Consider the following 17219-nt stretch of genomic DNA (forward strand, 5'->3'; position numbering starts at 1 on the left):
CACCATGCCCGCCGATCACATCAAAGCGCTCTCGCGGCGCAATTTCCTGAAAGCCGGTGCGGCGGCGGGCGTCGCCGTGAAGGTCTCCTTCCTGGCGCCCCCGGCCAAGGCTCAGCTCGCGGAGACCGGTCTGTCGGCGGGCTCCTGCTGGACCGCACCCGGCAAGCCCCGCATCCGCCTCGACGCGGTCGCCAAGGTCACGGGAGCCAAGACCTTCTCCCGGGATTATCGCTCTCGCGATCTCGCCGGATGGCCCGAGCAGCAGGCGCACGCCTTCCTGATCGCGGCGACCAGCGCCGACCGCCGCTTCACCGGCCTCGATCTGTCGCGCCTCCCGGCCTCGCTTAAGCCGGACCGTATCGTCCGGCACGAGGATCTGGTCGCCGACAAGGTCTCGGTGCCCCATGCCGACTTCTTCGGTGACTGGTTTCTCGTGCCCCAAGGCCAGACGCCGCGACTGCTTGGCCAGCCGGTCGCAATCCTGATCTACAACGACTTCCCCCGCTTCAACGCGGCCAAGCGCGCGCTGCGCTTCGCCGACGACATAGTGCAATACGGCGAGAAGACCGGCCCCAAGCCTCCGGCTCATTACGGTGCCTCGCGCTGGGTGCGGATTGAGGGCGACACGCCCGACGCACCGGATCGCTTTTCGCCCTACGAGCATTCGCCGATCTTCGCGGGCTTCTCCGGCGACGAGCCCGCCTGGCCCGCCCCCGGCCAGGACGGCCTGTTCCCGAAGGGCATGGAAGCCGCCGCGGCAATCGCCGCCGAGATCGACGGCGCGGGCGACGACGCCCTGGTGATGCGGCGGACCTACCAGTCGCAATCGACCGACGCCTCGGCCATGGAAGCCGATAACGGCAACGTTTGGTACGATCCGGCGACCGGCACGCTGCACCTGATGATGGCGACGCAATCGCCCTACGACGTCGCCGAGGCCGCCGCCGAACTCGTCTCGAAATCCCGTTTCCCCCTGAAGGAGGTCGATCTCAAGGTCGGCTACACGGTCGGCTACGGGACGAAGGACCACCACATCTTTCCGTTCCTCTGCGTGGTCGCTGCCCTCTATGGCGGCGGGCGCCCGGTACGGCTCGCCAACGACCGGTTCGAGCAGTTTCAGAACGGCCTGAAGCGCCACGCCTTCCGCATGGACACCGCCCTGCTCGTGGACAGGGCGAGCGGCCGCTTTCGTGCGATGACCGGACGCTACGTCTGCGATGGCGGTGGTCGCCCGAACTATTCGGTCGCGGTCTCCTTCGTCGGCGCCACCGCCGCTCAGTCGATCTACTATCTGCCGAAGAGCGACTTCCAGGCCATCGCGCTCGCCTCGCGGGCCGTCGAGGCGGGCTCGACCCGTGGCTTCGGCACGCTGCAGACCATGTCGGCCACCGAGATGCTGGTCGATGAAGCCGCTGCGCTCCTCAAGATCGACGCCATCGCATTGCGCCTGCGCAACGTGATGCGCACCGGCCAGCGCAACAGCCAGGGCGCCGTTCCGGCGGGGGCGCTGCGCAACGAAGAAATCCTGAACAAGGCCGCCGCCCATCCGCTGTGGCGGGAGCGCGAGGCGCGGAAGGCGGCCTATGAGGCTGCCCATCCCGGCCACCGCTACGGCGTCGGCTTCGCCCAGGTTCACAAGGATTACGGCACCGGGGCCGAGGCGGCCGTCGCCTCCCTGGAACTCGACGCGCGGGGTCGCCTGCGGCTGCGTCACGTCGCCCACGAGATGGGCCCGGGCGTCACGACCTCGCAGGCCGCGATGGTGGGCGAAATCCTCGGCCGCGCGCCGACCGAGACCGAGTTCGGCGTGGTGCGCTGGCCCGAGATGCCGCTCCACACCACGGATCAGCCCTACACGACGCCTCAAGCCGAGGAGGATCGGCGGGCGCAGGATCCCCGCTGGACGCCGCGCTTCACCTCTCCCATGAGCGCGACGAACTCGGCCTATTACCTCGGCCATGCCACGCGGACGGCGGCGAAGTTCCTCGTCGATCACGCGATCTGGCCCGCCGCACGCGCGCTCTGGGCGCGGGGCGGCAAGGGCGGCGCGCTGGCCTCGTACAACGAACTGACCCGTGACACGCTGCGGCTCGCGGACGGCAAGGTGATGGGGGGCGGGCTCGCGACCCTGTCCCTCGACGAGGTCGCGGCCGAGGCGCACCGGCTCGGTCTGCCGGTCGGCGTGACCCTCCACACCTTCAACCGCTGGCAATGGGCCGAGGCCGATTTCGACCTGCCGGGCGCGGGGCGGACACGGTTGCCGATCGACGCCCTGTCCCTGCGCTACGGCGCGGGCGCGAGCCCCGACCGCCGGGCCCTGATGGACCTCGCGGGCTGGCACTTCCTGCCCCGGATGGCAGCCTATTACCCGCCGACCCAGCGCAACAATGTCGGCACGACCTACTATTCGCCGATGGCGACCCTGGCCGAGGTCGCGGTCGATACCGGCAGCGGCGAGGTGACGATCCTCTCGCACCATTCGATCCTCGAATGCGGCCGCCAGATCGTCCCCGCCCTGGTCTCGGGGCAGGTGCAGGGGGGGCTCGCCATGGGGATCGGCCACGCCCTCAAGGAGGTCCTGCCCCTCTACGAGGACGGCCCCGGCGACGGCACGTGGAACTGGAACCGCTACGAGCTGCCCCGCGCCCGCGACGTGGCCCCCTGGAACCAGACGGTGGAGATCCTGCCGCCGCTCTCCGAAACCGACCCGCCCAAGGGCATCGCGGAGGTCGTGATGATCGCCGTGGTCCCGGCGCTCGCCAACGCGGTGGCCCACGCCATCGGTCACCGCTTCCACGAACTTCCCATCCGGCCCGAGCGCATCCGCGAGGCACTGGCATGAGCAACGCGATCGACATCCGCGACCTGACGCTGCGCGTGAACGGCGAGACGGTCGGCCCCATCCCCGTCCCGGTCGGAACGAGCCTCCTCGACGTCCTGCACGAATGGCTGGGGCTCACCGGCAGCCGCATGGGCTGCGGGCAAGGGATCTGCCACGCCTGCACGGTGATGGTCGACGACGAGAGCGGCCCGCGCGAGATGCGGACCTGCATCACCGGCGCCCATTGGTTCGAGGGGCGCAGCGTCCGCACGGTCGAGGGCCACGCCACAACCGAGGCGGACGGCACGGTGGTGCTGTCGCCGGTCCAGAGGGCCTTCGTCGAGAACTTCGCCTTCCAGTGCGGCTACTGCACGCCGGGCTTCGTGACCGGGGCGAGCGTTCTCATCGAGAAGCTGAAGCGGAAGCCCATCCGCCGGGAGGATGTCGAGCGCGTCGTCACCGATGCCCTCGACCCGCATATCTGCCGCTGCACGGGCTACGTCCGCTACCACCAGGCCGTGCGCGACCTCGTGCTGGCGACCCCCGGCCTGACGATCGCCTGAGAGCCGCCATGGCCAAGCTGTCCCTCTCCACGCCCGCCCGGCGCATCGGTGCCGCGCTCGCCGCGAGCGCCCTTGTCGCGGGCGGCCTCCTCGCATCGGGTGTCCTCGAACGCAGCGCCGTGGCGCAGGATGTCGAGACGCCCCTGAGCCAGGAGGCGATGAAGGCCCTGGCGCCACGCGGCGCCAAGGTCGCGGCGGCGGCCGATTGCTTCGCCTGCCACACCGCGCGCGGCGGTGCGCCCTGGGCGGGTGGTCTACCGCTCGAGACGCCGTTCGGGATCATCCACGCCACCAACATCACCCCGAGCCCCGAGGGGATCGGCGGGTATAGCCGCGCCGACTTCCACCGGGCGCTGCGCGACGGGATCGCGCCGGGCGGGCGCCACCTCTATCCGGCCATGCCCTACGCCTCCTACCGGGGCCTCTCGGCGGAGGATGTGGACGCGCTCTACGCCTACCTGATGACCCGCGCCCCGGTGGCGGTGGCGAACAAGGCGAACACGCTCGGCTTCCCCTTCGATCAGCGCTGGACGCTGGCCGCCTGGAACGTCCTGAGCCTGCCCACGACAGTCGCCGGGCCCGATCCGACCCGGTCGGACCTTTGGAATCGCGGGCGCTATGTCGCCGAGGCCCTCGGCCATTGCGGCGAGTGCCATACGCCCCGCAACATGATCCAGGCGATGCGCGGCGACGCCACCTATCGCGGCGCGACGATCGAGGGCGTCGAGGCGCCGGATATCACGCCGGACGGCCTTCGCCGGATGGGTTTCGACCCGCACGGACTCGCGCAGTTCATGCGGCTCGGCCTGTCGGCCCAGGGCGGGGCGACGCACCAAATGTTCGACGTGGTGCATTTCTCGACGCAACACATGGACGAAGCGGACCTGACCGCCCTCTCGGCCTATCTCTTCGATCGCGACGCCCTGCCGAGCGAGCCGGAGAAGCCGGTCGCGCCGACGCCCGTCGCGGTTCCGCAGGCCGTGGCGACCCGCGCCCAGGCGACCTATGCCGGGCTGTGCGCCGGATGCCATGGGCAGGCGGGGGAGGGCATTCCCCACGTTTCCGTGCCTCTGCGGACCAATGCGCTGATGCGCGTGGCGAGCGGCAGCGGGCTGGTGCGGGCCACCCTGCACGGGCTGCCCGCACAGCGCTTCCCCGGCAACGAGCGGATGGAGGCCATGCCGCCCTTCGCGAACCTTCTCGATGATACCGCGCTCGCCGAGCTCGGAACGTGGATGCGGGCGGAGTGGGGCGGGCAGAGCACGCCGGTCTCTGCGGAAGAGGTGGCGCGACAGCGCGCGGGGTCGAGGGCCGACGCTTCGAAGTGAAGGCGGCCGGTTGAATGGGGGCGACAATGAAGATGGTTCGTCGATGGGTGGCGGCTCTGGTGCCGCTCGGAATGTCCTGCGCGGTCCACGCGACCGAGATCGGAGCGTCCTCGACGGCGCCGGTCGCCCCGGCGGAGAAGCCGGTCGATGCGCCGTTCTTCCTCTTCGCGGATACGCAGATCAGCTACCGCTACCAGTTCCCGACCGTCTCGCCGGGCGTCCAGATCCAGCGGGCCGACGGCAGCTTCGTCTCGCGCGAGGCGCCCAAGCAGATCCTCAACATCTCCCATGCCGACGCCTGGGCCTACGGCACCAACTTCTTCTCCCTCGACATCCTCAAGTCCGGCTCGCAGTTCCCCGCAGGCACGACCAATCCCCCCGGATCGATCGCCAACCCGTTCTTCGCCGATTACGGCAACACCGAAGCCTACGGCCTGTATCGCGGCACCCTCAGCCTCAACGCCCTGTCCGGCACCAAGGCCTTCACCATCCCCGGCCTCGTCAAGGACGTCTCCCTGGCCTTCGGCTTCGACGCCAACTCGCAGAACGACGCCTTCGGCTCGAAGAAGCGCGACGTGGTCGGCGGCCTGAACTTCGCCTTCGACGTGCCCGCCGGGTTCCTCAACCTCTCCGTTCACGCCTACAAGGAATGGAACCGCAACGGCTTCAACGTTCAGCCCGATCGCGACCAGAGCTTCGACACGGTGCCGGAGTTCGAGGTGGTCTACAGCTTCCCGCTGACCTTCACCGGTCTGCCGCTGAGCGTCACCGGCTTCAACAACATCGTCCTGCCCAAGGGCCGCGGCGTGCAGAACGTGGCCGCCTTCCCGTTCAACCCGCCGCGCGGCCTCGAATTCCTGTCGCGGACCAACCTCGTCCTCGACCTCGGCAAGCTCGTCTACGACCAGCCCAACCGCGTCGATGTGTTCATCGGCTTCCAGTACTGGCTGAACAAGTTCGGCAACGTCGAGACCGCCAACTTCAAGGGCACGGAAGAAAAGAGCTTCCTCGCCGGCGTCGCCTTCCACGTGTTCTGAAGGCCCGACCGGATCGTGAATATTCTCGTTCTCCTACTCCTCTCTCCCTCATCCTGAGGTGCTGCGACGCAGCCTCGAAGGAGGGCTCCAGGGATCGCAGAGCCCTCCTTCGAGGCTGCGTCGCAGGACGAGGATGGGACAGGTAGCCTTTATGCCGGCAGCGAGACCGTCCAAGGCTCGTCGTAGGTGAACTCTTCCAGGTTCACGCCGCCTCCGGCGCGGTCCACGACGACGAAGTTCTGTGCCTGTCCGAACGGCGTCAGCACGCCGTGCCACGTATTGGGAGCGTAACAGACGCCCTGCCACGGCGCCGTGAGGAACGCCTGCGGGCGGCCCGGCCGCCCGCCCTCGTCGAGGCACGTGATCACGAGGAACGGCGCCGCGCTCATGGGGATGAAGGCTTGGCTGCCGAAGGGATGCCGCTCCACCAGGGAGAACACCAGCGGAACCGGATAGGGCTCGGCTTCAACGAGGCCGACCACCGCGCGGGCCTCCTCGCCGGAGACGAGGATCTCGGCGAGGTCGTGGAAGCGGCGCGCCTTGCCCGCGTTCATCGGGCGCGGCGAAACGGTCTTCGTATCGATGACCGTTCCGAAGGGCGCGAAGCTTTCGGCCGTCAGGGGCCGCGCGGTCAGCAGACGATCACTCAACGAACACCTCCCTGGACGCGCAAAGCAGGATGCCGGTTCACGTCCTTGTAGAGCAGATACCGGAACGGGCCGGGACCGCCCGCGTAACAGGCCTGCGGGCAGAAGGCGCGCAGCCACATGAAGTCGCCCGCTTCGACCTCGACCCAGTCGCGGTTCAGCCGGTACACGGCCTTGCCCTCCAGCACGAACAGCCCGTGCTCCATCACGTGGGTCTCCTCGAAGGGGATCGAGGCGCCGGGGCGCAACGTCACGATGTTCACGTGCATGTCGTGGCGCAGATCGTCCGGCGAGACGAAGCGCGTGGTCGCCCAGGCTCCATCGGTGCCGACCATGCCCAGGGGCTCGACCGCCGATTCATGCGTGACGAAGGTGGTCGGCGCCTCGAGGCCCTGCATCGGTTCGAACGCCTTGCGCACCCAGTGGAAGCGCAGGGCCGCGCCGCCCTCGTTGCGCAGCGCCCAGGCCGTGCCGGGAGCGAGATAGGCATAGCTGCCCGGCCGCAGAGGATGCGTCCCGCCATCGGCCGTGAGGGTGCCCTGTCCCTCGACCACGAACACCACGCCCTCGGCCTGAGGATCCGGCTCCGGCCGGTCGCTGCCGCCGCCGGGCGCGACCTCCATCAAGTATTGCGCGAAGGTCTCGGAGAAGCCCGAGAGCGGACGCGACAGGATCCACGCCTTGGTGCCGGTCCAGAAGGGCAGGGCGCTGGTGACGATGTCGCTCATCACCCCATGCGGGATCACGGCATAGGCTTCCGTGAACACGGCGCGGCCGGTCATCAACTGGGTCTGGCCGGGGAGGCCGCCGCTCGGCGGATTGTAAGGGGAATGGGCCATGGTCCGATCCGTCGAAGGTTGGTCCGCCCGCTCCAGGCAAGGTCGAACGGGTGCTGACAGAACCGCAGCTTAGCGGCGTGAACCGCAGGATGTGCGGGGAAATTTCGTTGACAGTTTCAAACGCCTTCTGAAGATCCTGCCCATGATCTCGCTCGAGAGCATCCGCATCTTCATGCGCTCGGCGGAGAGCGGCAGCTTCTCGGCAGCCGGGCGATCCTTGAGGCTCTCGCCCTCGGTGATCAGCTACCGCATCCAGACGCTGGAAGAGCATCTCGGCTGCCTCCTGCTCACCCGCACGACCCGGCGCATGAGCCTGACCGAGGCGGGCCGCATCTTCTACGACCGCTGCCTCGACATCACGGCGGCCGTCGAGCAGGCCGAGAAGAGCGTGGAGACGGCGGGCGCGGCCCCGCGCGGCGTCCTGAAGGTCACGGCGCCGATCGGCCTCGGCCGCCGTGTGGTGGCGCCGCTCGTCCCGCTCTTCCGCCAGCGACATGGGGAGACGGATGTCCGCCTGCGCCTGTCCGAGCATCTGCTCGACCTCGTGCAGGAGGCGGTCGACGTGGCGATCCGCCTGTCGCAGATGCGCGATTCCACCTTCACCCTCCGGAAGGTGGCCGAGATCGAGCGCATCCTCTGCGCGGCGCCGTCCTACCTCGATCGCAATCCGGCGCCCGCCGAGCCGTCGGATTTGCTGCAGCACGATTGCCTGTTGCTGCGCTTCCCCGGCTCCGAACAATTTCGCTGGACGCTCATCGATGGCGAGGAGACCGTGACGCTGCCGGTCTCGGGCCATATCGACGCCGATGACGGCGACACCCTCACCGAATGGGCGCTTGCCGGGGAGGGCATCGTGATGAAGCCGCTCTTCGAGGTCGCGGCCCACATCGCGGAGGGGCGCCTCGTCCCGGTGCTCGAGGGGACGCCGCCGACCTCCGCGACGCTCGGCCTTCTCTACCCCTCGCGCAAGATGCTGTCCGCACGGACCAAGACCTTCGTGGACATGACGCACGAGGCCTTGCGCGCCCATGTCACCGGCGAGCTCGCGCGCGTGGGCAAGCGGCCGGCCTGAGCGTCGGCTCAGCCCTCGATCAGGGCTTCCAGACGCAACGCCGCGATGCGCCCGACCTGCCGGAGGGCTTCCGCCCGCTCGGCCTTGGCGTCGTTCTCGAGCCGCTCTTCGAGCCGCGCGAGGATCGTTTCGCGGTCGAGCCCCTTCACGGCGATGATGAAGGGAAAGCCGAACTGGTCGGAATAGGCGCGATTCAGGGACTGCATCCGCGCGATCGCATCGACCGGCGCCGTCAGCAGTCCGCTGCCGTCCTGCTCGTCGCGGGAATGGGCGGTCAGTTCGCCGCGCTGGGCCGCGCGCCCGGCAAGTTCCGGGTGGGCGCGCAGCAGGGCGAGCTTCCTGGCCTCGTCGGCCCTCGCCACCACCGCCTCCATCGCGCCGTGCAGCGCCGCGCGCGAGGCGAAGGGCCGTTGCGCGGACACCGCTTCGGCGACCCACGGCGAATGCTCGTAGATTTCGGCGAGGCGGGCCACGAAGGCGTCCTGAGGCAGCGCATTCAGTTCGGACAGGGCGGTCATGGACGCAAGCGTTCCTAGGCGGTCGCGGGATGGTGGGTCGCCCAATGGCGGGCGATGTCGATGCGGCGGGCGACCCAGACGTCGGGATGGCTCAGCACATGATCGAGGAAGCGGGCGAGGGCGGGCAGGCGCGCGGGCCGCCCGACGAGCCGACAATGCAGGCCGATCGACAGCATCTTCGGGGCGTACGCGCCCTCCACGTAGAGACAATCGAACGCGTCCCTGAGATGCGCGAAGAACTGCTCGCCCGAGGGGAAGCCGCCCGGAATAGAGAAGCGCATGTCGTTCGTATCGAGGGTGTAGGGCACCACGAGGTGATCCTTGCCCCCGACGCGGACCCAATAGGGCAGGTCGTCGGCGTAGCTGTCGGAATCGTAGAGGAAGCCGCCCTGCTCGACCACGAGACGACGAGTGTTCGGGCTGTCGCGGCCGGTATACCAACCGAGCAGCGTCTGCCCGGTGAGGCCCTGGATGGTCTCGACCGCACGGGCGAGATGCTCTCGCTCAAGCTCTTCCGGTACGTCCTGATAGGGCAACCAGCGCCAGCCGTGCCCGGCGATCTCGTGCTCGTCGCGCAGGAAGGCATCCATCACCGCCGGATTGCGTGCCAGCGCCTGGGCCACGCCGAAGACGGTGAGGGGCAGGCCGCGGTCCCGGAACAGGCGCAGGATCCGCCAGACGCCCGCGCGCGAGCCGTATTCGTACAGGCTCTCCATGCTCATGTGGCGGCTCGGGAAGGGCAGGGCGCCCGCGATCTCCGAGAGGAAGATCTCCGCATGGGGATCGCCATCGAGGACGGAGCGCTCACCGCCCTCTTCGTAGTTCAGGACGAACTGCACCGCGACGCGGGCGCCGCCGGGCCAGCGGACGGTCGGCGGATTTTCGCCGTAGCCGAGGAAGTCGCGCGGCGGGTCATCGAAGGGCTTGTCGGTCACGATGTCGGATCCTGTAACGCTCGAACGGTCCCCGAGCGAGATATCATTGCGCGGCGAGCCAGCGGGCCAGTTCCTGCCGCTCCTCGGGTTGCATGTCGGTGATGTTGTTCGGCGGCATCGCGTGGGTGAGCACGGCCTGGGTGCGGATGGCGGAGGCAAAGCGCGCAACATGCTCCGGCGTATCGAGCAGCACGCCCTTCGGCGGTGCGGCGAGATCCGGCCACAGCGGCTCGGGGGCGTGGCACATGGAGCAGCGCGACCCGATCACACCCATCACCGCGTCGTCGACCAGGGCCACCTTCGAGGGTGTGACGCTGGCGGTCTGGGTCGGGGAGGCCGTGGTCGCCTCCCGCTCGCCATTGAGACCGACCCGCTCGCGAACGCCGGGGGAGGTCAGGACGCTGATCGCTACCGCCGCCGCGACGCAGGCGCTCGCCACGCCCCAGGTCCACCAGCGGTCGCCGCCGCCCGCATTCCGCACGTTGAAGAAATGGCGCACGACGCCGCCCGCGATCACCACGAGGCCGACGATCATCCAGCTGAGGGAGGACGACCACGCCAGCGGGTAATGGCCCGAGAGCATGAAGAACAGAACCGGCAGGGTCAGGTAGTTGTTGTGGGACGAGCGGTTCTTGGCCTGCTTGCCCCAGGCGGGGTTGGGCACGCGGCCCGCCACCAGTTCGGCGATCGCCTTGCGCTGGTTGGGCATGATTACGAAGAACACGTTGCCCGTCATCCAGGTGGCGATGACCGCGCCGGTGTGCAGCATCGCGGCCCGGCCGGAGAAGACCTGCTGGAAGCCGTAGGCGAAGGCGACGACGGTCGCGAAGACGGCGCTCGCCAGGACGAGAGGGCGGTTCGCCAGCGCCGAACGGTTCAGCCCGTCATAGATCAGCCAGCCGAGGGCGAGGGCGCCGAGGCCGATGAACGCGCCCGTGGCCGGGGTGATGACCCGCACGGCCGGGTCGATCAGGTAGAGGTCGGCCTGTCCGTAGTAGACCCAGCAGAGCAGGAAGAAGCCCGACAGCCAGGTCGAGTAGGATTGCCATTTGTGCCAGATCAGGTGCTCGGGCATCCGGTCGGGCGCCACGAGGTATTTGCGCACCTGATAGAAGCCGCCGCCATGCACTTCCCAGGCTTCGCCGCCCTTGCCCGCGGGAATGGCCGGGATGGCGCGCAGGCTGGCGTCGAGGTGCATGAAATAGAACGACGCGCCGATCCAGGCGATCGCGGCGACGACATGGGTCCATCGAATGAGGAACCCGCCCCATTCATGCAGGATCGGATACATGGGACGGATATCCTCCGTTATCTGTCGCCGGGGCCGGGGCCGGGTTCGGCCGCGGCGTCGGCTCATGGTTGAGCCTGAGCCGCAGCAATAGATGTGCCTCGAACCGGCCCGGCCCGCGAGCCGCCCCCGCGCCAAGGACCTTCAAAATGGTTCGGAAAATGCGGGGCACTTTTCGGGTTGCCGGAGCCCCCGGCGCATGGTCGTCTCGCGCGGCTTCACGAGCCCGGCGGAGACTTCCCCAAGGGGGCACGCACGGGCGTTTCCACTCCAGAGGGCGCCATGGGCCATCTCTCGACACATGTCCTCGACACCGCCTCCGGGAAGCCGGCGGCGGGCATCGCCATCGAACTCCGGCGCCTCGCGGATGACGGCACGGGCGAGACGATCGCCTCGGGCCTCACCAATGCCGACGGGCGCACCGACGCCCCCCTGCTCGCGGGCGAGGCGCTGACGGCCGGAACCTACGAACTCGTCTTCGCGATCGGCCCGTATTTCGCCCAGGCGGGGCTGACCACCGGGCAGCCGTTCCTCGACCGTGTGCCGGTGCGGTTCGGCGTCTCGGACCCGGAGGCGAAGTATCACGTGCCGCTGCTCATCACCCCGTGGAGCTATTCGACCTATCGCGGGAGCTGAACCCACGCCCCGTCGTCGCGGCGGCCGGTCGGCTCTGCCTCCGGGGCCGCGAGACCGGCCTTCGGGCGCAGGAGGTGGCGCGTTCGCGCCAGGGTCGTGCGCAGGGCATCGATCAGGGCCCCCCGCCGCGTGATCGTCAGGCGGAAGGAGAGGATGTCGTGGCAGGCGCCACGGCTCCAGAACCTCTTGTTGATCTCCGCACCGCGTCCGAGCTCCACCGTCAGCCCACGCTCGTGAGCCCAGCGCAGGCCATGCTCGTTCAGCACGAGGCCCGGGGAATGATGGCTCCAGGCGGGATCATAGCCTGCGATGATCCAGTCCATATGCCGGGTGCTCATGCTGGTCAGCATCGCGGCGACCACCTCGCCGTTCACCGACAGGGCGAACACGATGCAGTCCGTCGCGGCGGGATCCTCTGCCAGGTCGCGCAGGAACCCGTCATAGGCCGCAGCCGTCAGCCAAGGGCCGTGCTTGCCCGTCTTGTTCGCCCAGTGACGCTTCTGTTCCAGAATCCAGCGGGCAAGGCTCGCCCTCCGCTGCGGGTCCGTTTCCGCCGCGAACGTCACCTCGCCGATTTTGGCGAGGCCCCTGTACTTCTTGCCGAAAGTCCTGCGCATGTTGGCACTGAGGGACGCATAATACTCGTCCCAGCCCATCGTCTCGGGCCAGCGCACGTAGGGGGCGATGTCCGGATTGATGCCTACCCCACCGATCCGCGTCGGATCAGCCGTCACGACCTGATGAAGCGGCGAGCCGAGCTTGATGTAGTCGAGCCAGACGATGTCGGCGCGGGAGGTCCGCTTCACGAACGCCCAGGCCGCAGCCATCCGTGGCACCGCTTCCGGCCCCGGCTCCGTCAGCACGGAGGTCAGTTCCCCGGCCTGAGGCCCGAGTTGAGTCACCATGGACCAGAGGCCATGCCGCCGCCGGACGACGAGCGGCCAGAGGAAGACGAGGCGCCCCTCTCGCCAACCGGCGATGGCGTGGAGGCGACGCGGGGAGGGGTCCCCATCGTTGTTCCAGGCGTGAAAGCAGGCGCGCTCCGTCTGGACGTGATCGCCGTCGGCGGCGCGCCAGAGGGCATCCCACTCCGGCTTCAGGCGCCACAGCTCGGCCGGGTCCGTGACGGCTTCCCAGACGACAGGCGACGCTTCCATCGTCGATGACCCACACGAGCGGTTGGCAGTCCAAATATTGGCCAGACTAAAGACGATGGGCGTTGAGGATTCATTGCCGCGCGCTTGCGGGGCAGGCGGCCTTTACGGCGTGCGGCACTCCATCGCCGCCGCTGCCTCGATCACGCTCAGAGCCCGGCGCCGGACCTCCAGCGAAGCCTTCGGGCTGTCCGAGACGAGGGTGGCCTCCCGCTTGAGCGTCGCGTCACAGGCACAGGAGCTGTATCCAGCCGTCTCGTAGCAGGCATCGTGGCGCATGCAGGCGGCATCGAGATCGTCGGTCGGGGGCAGCCCCTCGCCGCGCTGACCCTTTCCGCAATAGTTCCCGTGGAACAATTCCTTGCCGGCGACGACCCGGCCGAGGTCGCCCTTCGGCGGAGCCGGTTCCTCGGCGTGTCCGCTGGGGTTGAGTTCGTTGGCCGGTCCGCCTGCCCGGGACCCCGATGAGCGCAAGGCCTTGGGGATGCCGGAGCGTTCGCCGGGCTCGCTCAGGGATTCGCCCGCGCGGCCGTTCGGGTCCGAGAGATCGGGCAGGGGAGGCGGCGGGCCGGGGCGAGGCTCGCTGTCCTCGACCGCCTGCGGCTCGACCGAATTCTGCGCGAGCGCGCCGTGCGCGGACAGCAAGGCAGTGGCCAGCAAGACCACACTCAACACGCGCACCATGGACGATTCCTCGCAGCGGCTCCGCTTCGGGCCATTACGGCGTGCGCCCCGAAACCGTTCCGCGTGGGATCCCGGTTCGAACCGGGCGAGGTAGGAGGGGCGCCCTTCCAGGGGCGTCCCCTTTTTATGGCTCCGAGAGCCGCTCGGCGTGCAACGCTTTCTCGCCACTCGGGCTTTCTGCCCCGTTCATAGATATGAGGAGGGGCGCCATCATGCTGGTACGTTCGATCACGACCGCGCTGTTTCTGTCCGCGACGACCATGTCTGCTCTCGCCGCTCCGATGTCGGCCGACGACAAGGCCGCGCTTCAGCAGCAATGCATGGGCGATTTCACCACCTTCTGCGGGGACATGCCGCCTGAGGAGGGCCCCGAGACTCAGGCCTGTTTCGAGAAGAACATGGCCAAGCTCTCGCCCGGCTGCCAGGGCGCCATCCAGAGCTTCAAGCAGGGCAAGAAGGGCTGACGGCTTAGACCGCCGGTTCCCTCGGACCCGAGCCGTGGAGCCGGGCTGCGTCATACGCCCAGAGGTGAAGCACGGCATAGGCGCGCCATGGCCGCCAGGTCTCGGATCGCGCGTCCAGGGCCTTGGCGGTCGGGCGGCCAGCCTCGTTCTCAAGCGCACGGAGCAGGCCGATATCCCCTGTGGGGAGGGCATCCGCTTCGCGCAGGGCACGCATGGCGATGTACTGGGCCGTCCAATCGCCGATGCCGCGCAGCGCCTTCAGGCGGGTGACGGCCTTGGCGAGACCTTGGCCGGGATCGAACAGGTCCGGTTCCGCAAGGATCGCGGCGGCCAGCGCACGGATGGCGGCTCCCCGGGCCCGGGGCATGTTGAGTGCCAGCGCGACATCGGCCTCGACGAGCGAGGCAGGCGCCGGGAAGAGATGGGTCAAGCCCGGCTCCGAGACGCCATCCAGCGGGGTACCGAAGGCCGCGACCAGCTTTCCCGCAAGGCGGGTCGCGGCTGCGACCGAGACCTGCTGCCCGAGGACGGCACGGACTGCGAGCTCGAACCCGTCCCAGGCCCCCGGTACCCTTAGGCCGGGACGGGCCGCGACCAGCCTGGCCATGAAGGGATCGCTCGACAGCGCCTGCCCGATGGTGTCCGGATCGGCGTCGAGATCGAGCAGGCGCGCGGCTCGCGCGGGAGCATCGCAAACCGGTCCCGTCACAGTCAGAAGGACGGCATTCCCATCCGTCAGCGCGATCCTGACGACGCCCTGCGTCCCGCCCGAGGCGAAGGTGCGGGCGTAGAAACCGGGCCCCGCGAGTTCCACGCCCGGGATGGCGCGGGCAGCGAGATAGCCCTGCACCCCGCCCCAGTCGTAGGGCGCCATGAACGGGAGACGGATGCTCTCGGTCGCGGGGGGCTGCATGGCCCCTTCGTTAGCGCAGAACCCACCTCAATGGGACGGCTTCGCCTCGATCTCGTTCCAGTTGGGCAGCGGGAAGGTCCAATCGTAGGCGAGATTGAACACGAAGGCGTAGGCCACGTAGAAGGCGGCGATCGCCAGATCCATGAAGAACGCTTCGACCAGGCCGATGCCGAGGTACCACGCGATCGGCGGCATCAGGATCATCAGTAACCCCGCCTCGAACAGCACCGCATGGGCGACCCTCAGGACGAGGCTCTTGCGCGTGTGCCCGATCAACCGCTGCATCGTTCGATCGAAGCCGAGGTTGTAGACGTAGTTCCAGCTCGTCGCGACGAGGGCGCTGCCGACGCCGATGACGCCCATGTCGGAGGCGTGCAGGCCGAACACAGCGCTGCCCAGGGGGATGATCAGAAGGAGGCCCACCACCTCGAACAGGATGGCGTGCCGGATTCGGTCTCGCGTGCTGCGCATGGTCTCGCCTCGGAAAGCCGGATTGGTTGGCCGCCTTCTATCTGCGATAAGCCGATCAGCAAGTTAGGAACCATCTGAGAAACAGATAGATGGCGATCTCCCTGGATCAACTGCAGGCTTTCGTGGCAGCGGCCGAGGCTGGATCTTTCTCCGGCGCGGCCCGGGCTCTGCGGAAGGCGCAATCGGCGGTCAGCACGCAGGTCTCAAACCTTGAGATGGATCTCGGACTTTTCCTGTTCGACCGGACGAGCCGGAACCCGGTCCTCACCCCGGCGGGGGAGCGGCTTCTGCTGGAAGCGCGCGTGGTGCTCGACCGGCGCGAGCATCTGATCGGCGTCGCGAGCAGCCTTGAGCAGGGGATCGAGAACCGGCTGGTCGTCGCCATCGACGAGCTCTATCCCGAGCATGCCCTGGGAGCCCTCTTCGCCGACTTCGCCCGGGTCTTCCCCTTCGTGGAATTGGAGCTGCTCTTTCCGCTGATGGAGGATGTCAGCCGGATGGTGCAATCCGGCGCCGCCGACCTCGGCGTGATGTGGCGACAGGAGGTGCTGCCGACGGAGCTCGGCTTCCAGACCATCGGCTGGGTGCCTCTGAAGTTCGTCTGCGGCCGCGATCATCCCCTCGCGAAGGAGCGGGTGGAGTGGGAGGAGTTGAAGCGCCACCGGCAGATCCTCGTGGCCGCACGTGGCGACGGGCCGGAGAAGCGGCGCCTGCGGGTGGCCGCCGAGGTGTGGTGGGTGGAAAGCCACTGGGTCATCCTGGAAATGGTGAAGCACGGCATCGGCTGGGCCTTCGTCACCGATCATGTGATCGCCGCTTCCCTCACGGCGCCGTATCTCGTCACGCCGGAACTTCGGTTCGATGAGGGCGACTGGCCCATCGCCCTCGAACTGGTCTGGCACAAGCAACGCCCCTGCGGCCCCGCCGCAGCGTGGCTTCGCAAGCGCTTTGCGGCGCAGCGGATCGGCGCGCAGCCGGGGGAGGGGTGACCGGATCCCAGGCCGGGGGGGATGCGCCTCGTCGCGCCGAGTCTCGTCCCGGTGCGGCCTCGACCACTCGGAACGTCCTCGTCTCCGCACTCTTGATGCTGCGCCGGAGCCTTTCCCGGCCCTGCGTCATCGCCCGCGAGAGGGAACCCGGATGAAGGTCACGGCCTGCGTGATTCTAGCGTGCTTGGCGGCATTCGGTGCGGCAGCTCAGGCGGCAGGCCAGATCCTCGCCGGCGAGGGAGACTGGACTCTCAGACACTCGGAGGACGCCGCGACCTGCATCGTCACCCCCAAGCCGCAATCCCGGATCCAGATCAAGCAAGACCGGCTCGAAGTGACGGGACTGCCGAAGAAATCAATCTTCAACTATCAATACAGGATCGATGATCAGGCCGTGTCCAACGCCATGATCCCCACGGCGGACATGCAGGATGCCGGGCTTGTCGCGCTGGATGGCGAAGCCTTCAAAGCGATCCTCGACGGGCAGCGTTTCAGAATTCGCATCCTGGACAAGTGGCACGAAGCGATCACGGAGGATGTCAGCCTCGCCGGGTTGCGCAGCCTCCATCGGAAAATCGCGAGCGAATGCCGCTGAGGACTGCGCCCGGAGCCACGCAGAATTCATCCGCGCCGCCTGCACAGACAGATCGTCGCAGACAGCGCACGGCTTATGTCTGAAATAATACTTGGGCGACCCCCGACTTGGGCCGCTATTTGGCAAATTTCGTCCTGTCTGCCAGACGGCGCTGGTTCATCGGCACCGCATTAGTAGAAAAGCATCATACTAGAAATTTTGTATTCATCTCCAGCCGGAGAACCTATTCCGCGTCGTTAACGGTCGTTCAATTACCGACGACCAA

General features: G+C 68.2%; 18 protein-coding genes. 9 read left to right on the forward strand and 9 right to left on the reverse strand.

Annotated elements, in window-relative coordinates; genetic code table 11:
• Positions 1-4: 4 nt before the first annotated feature.
• From J4O73_RS17725 to J4O73_RS17740, 4 genes are all read left to right on the forward strand, one after another.
• Complete coding sequence (locus J4O73_RS17725) at positions 5-2842, forward strand: xanthine dehydrogenase family protein molybdopterin-binding subunit (RefSeq protein WP_426219441.1); 2838 nt, start codon at positions 5-7, stop codon at positions 2840-2842.
• Complete coding sequence (locus J4O73_RS17730; protein ID WP_426219443.1) at positions 2839-3384, forward strand: (2Fe-2S)-binding protein; 546 nt, start codon at positions 2839-2841, stop codon at positions 3382-3384. The genes J4O73_RS17725 and J4O73_RS17730 overlap by 4 nt, the downstream gene beginning before the upstream one ends.
• Before the next feature lie 8 nt (positions 3385-3392).
• A complete protein-coding gene (locus tag J4O73_RS17735; RefSeq protein ID WP_426219445.1) occupies positions 3393-4712 on the forward strand; it encodes a c-type cytochrome in 1320 nt (439 codons plus the stop codon).
• 71 nt (positions 4713-4783) lie between these two features.
• Positions 4784-5749: a hypothetical protein gene (locus J4O73_RS17740; protein ID WP_426219812.1), complete on the forward strand. Its 966-nt coding sequence runs from the start codon at positions 4784-4786 to the stop codon at positions 5747-5749.
• A gap of 149 nt (positions 5750-5898) precedes the next feature.
• Here the strand turns inward: J4O73_RS17740 and J4O73_RS17745 are convergent, their stop codons facing one another.
• Together J4O73_RS17745 and J4O73_RS17750 are read right to left on the reverse strand one after the other, a co-directional pair.
• Positions 5899-6399 carry an ureidoglycolate lyase gene (locus J4O73_RS17745; RefSeq protein ID WP_426219447.1) on the reverse strand — a complete coding sequence of 167 codons (501 nt, stop codon included), beginning with the start codon at positions 6397-6399 and terminating at the stop codon, positions 5899-5901.
• Positions 6396-7235, reverse strand: coding sequence for a bifunctional allantoicase/(S)-ureidoglycine aminohydrolase (locus tag J4O73_RS17750; protein WP_426219449.1), 840 nt, complete (start codon positions 7233-7235; stop codon positions 6396-6398). Before J4O73_RS17750 ends, J4O73_RS17745 begins: the two co-directional genes overlap by 4 nt.
• Positions 7236-7377: 142 nt before the next feature.
• Here J4O73_RS17750 and J4O73_RS17755 point away from each other — a divergent pair, with 142 nt between their 5' ends.
• The gene (locus J4O73_RS17755) at positions 7378-8307 is read left to right on the forward strand and encodes a LysR family transcriptional regulator (RefSeq protein ID WP_426219451.1); all 930 of its coding nucleotides are present in this window, start codon (positions 7378-7380) and stop codon (positions 8305-8307) included.
• Between the two features lie 8 nt (positions 8308-8315).
• Here the strand turns inward: J4O73_RS17755 and uraD are convergent, their stop codons facing one another.
• The 3 genes from uraD to J4O73_RS17770 are packed head-to-tail and all read right to left on the reverse strand — an operon-like array spanning position 8316 to position 11051.
• A complete protein-coding gene (gene uraD, locus J4O73_RS17760) occupies positions 8316-8825 on the reverse strand; it encodes a 2-oxo-4-hydroxy-4-carboxy-5-ureidoimidazoline decarboxylase (RefSeq protein WP_426219453.1) in 510 nt (169 codons plus the stop codon).
• A gap of 14 nt (positions 8826-8839) precedes the next feature.
• Positions 8840-9760, reverse strand: coding sequence for an allantoinase PuuE (puuE, locus tag J4O73_RS17765; protein WP_426219455.1), 921 nt, complete (start codon positions 9758-9760; stop codon positions 8840-8842).
• Positions 9761-9803: 43 nt separating this feature from the next.
• Positions 9804-11051: a urate hydroxylase PuuD gene (locus tag J4O73_RS17770; RefSeq protein ID WP_426219457.1), complete on the reverse strand. Its 1248-nt coding sequence runs from the start codon at positions 11049-11051 to the stop codon at positions 9804-9806.
• Positions 11052-11330: 279 nt separating this feature from the next.
• Between J4O73_RS17770 and uraH the strand changes: the two genes are divergently transcribed.
• Entirely contained in the window at positions 11331-11684 is a 354-nt protein-coding gene (gene uraH / locus J4O73_RS17775; protein ID WP_426219459.1) for a hydroxyisourate hydrolase, read from the forward strand.
• On the opposite strand, the gene J4O73_RS17780 is transcribed toward uraH, so the two are convergent.
• Positions 11669-12841: a GNAT family N-acetyltransferase gene (locus J4O73_RS17780; RefSeq protein WP_426219461.1), complete on the reverse strand. Its 1173-nt coding sequence runs from the start codon at positions 12839-12841 to the stop codon at positions 11669-11671. The genes uraH and J4O73_RS17780 overlap by 16 nt on opposite strands.
• 102 nt (positions 12842-12943) lie before the next feature.
• Positions 12944-13522, reverse strand: a complete 579-nt coding sequence (locus J4O73_RS17785) for a phospholipase A2 family protein (protein ID WP_426219462.1) — start codon at positions 13520-13522, stop codon at positions 12944-12946.
• Between the two features lie 212 nt (positions 13523-13734).
• On the opposite strand from J4O73_RS17785, the gene J4O73_RS17790 reads away from it, so the two are divergent.
• Positions 13735-13986 carry a hypothetical protein gene (locus J4O73_RS17790; RefSeq protein ID WP_426219464.1) on the forward strand — a complete coding sequence of 84 codons (252 nt, stop codon included), beginning with the start codon at positions 13735-13737 and terminating at the stop codon, positions 13984-13986.
• 4 nt (positions 13987-13990) lie between these two features.
• On the opposite strand, the gene J4O73_RS17795 is transcribed toward J4O73_RS17790, so the two are convergent.
• Positions 13991-14899 (reverse strand): DNA-3-methyladenine glycosylase family protein, encoded by a 909-nt coding sequence (locus J4O73_RS17795; RefSeq protein WP_426219465.1) that lies wholly within the window; start codon positions 14897-14899, stop codon positions 13991-13993.
• A gap of 27 nt (positions 14900-14926) precedes the next feature.
• Positions 14927-15370 (reverse strand): PACE efflux transporter, encoded by a 444-nt coding sequence (locus tag J4O73_RS17800; protein WP_426219467.1) that lies wholly within the window; start codon positions 15368-15370, stop codon positions 14927-14929.
• 89 nt (positions 15371-15459) lie between these two features.
• Here J4O73_RS17800 and J4O73_RS17805 point away from each other — a divergent pair, with 89 nt between their 5' ends.
• Together J4O73_RS17805 and J4O73_RS17810 are read left to right on the forward strand one after the other, a co-directional pair.
• Positions 15460-16359 carry a LysR family transcriptional regulator gene (locus J4O73_RS17805; protein ID WP_426219469.1) on the forward strand — a complete coding sequence of 300 codons (900 nt, stop codon included), beginning with the start codon at positions 15460-15462 and terminating at the stop codon, positions 16357-16359.
• Between the two features lie 151 nt (positions 16360-16510).
• A complete protein-coding gene (locus J4O73_RS17810) occupies positions 16511-16954 on the forward strand; it encodes a hypothetical protein (RefSeq protein WP_426219471.1) in 444 nt (147 codons plus the stop codon).
• Positions 16955-17219 lie beyond the last annotated feature (265 nt).

This window comes from Methylobacterium sp. NFXW15, assembly GCF_049887755.1.
Taxonomy (GTDB): Bacteria; Pseudomonadota; Alphaproteobacteria; order Rhizobiales; family Beijerinckiaceae; genus Methylobacterium.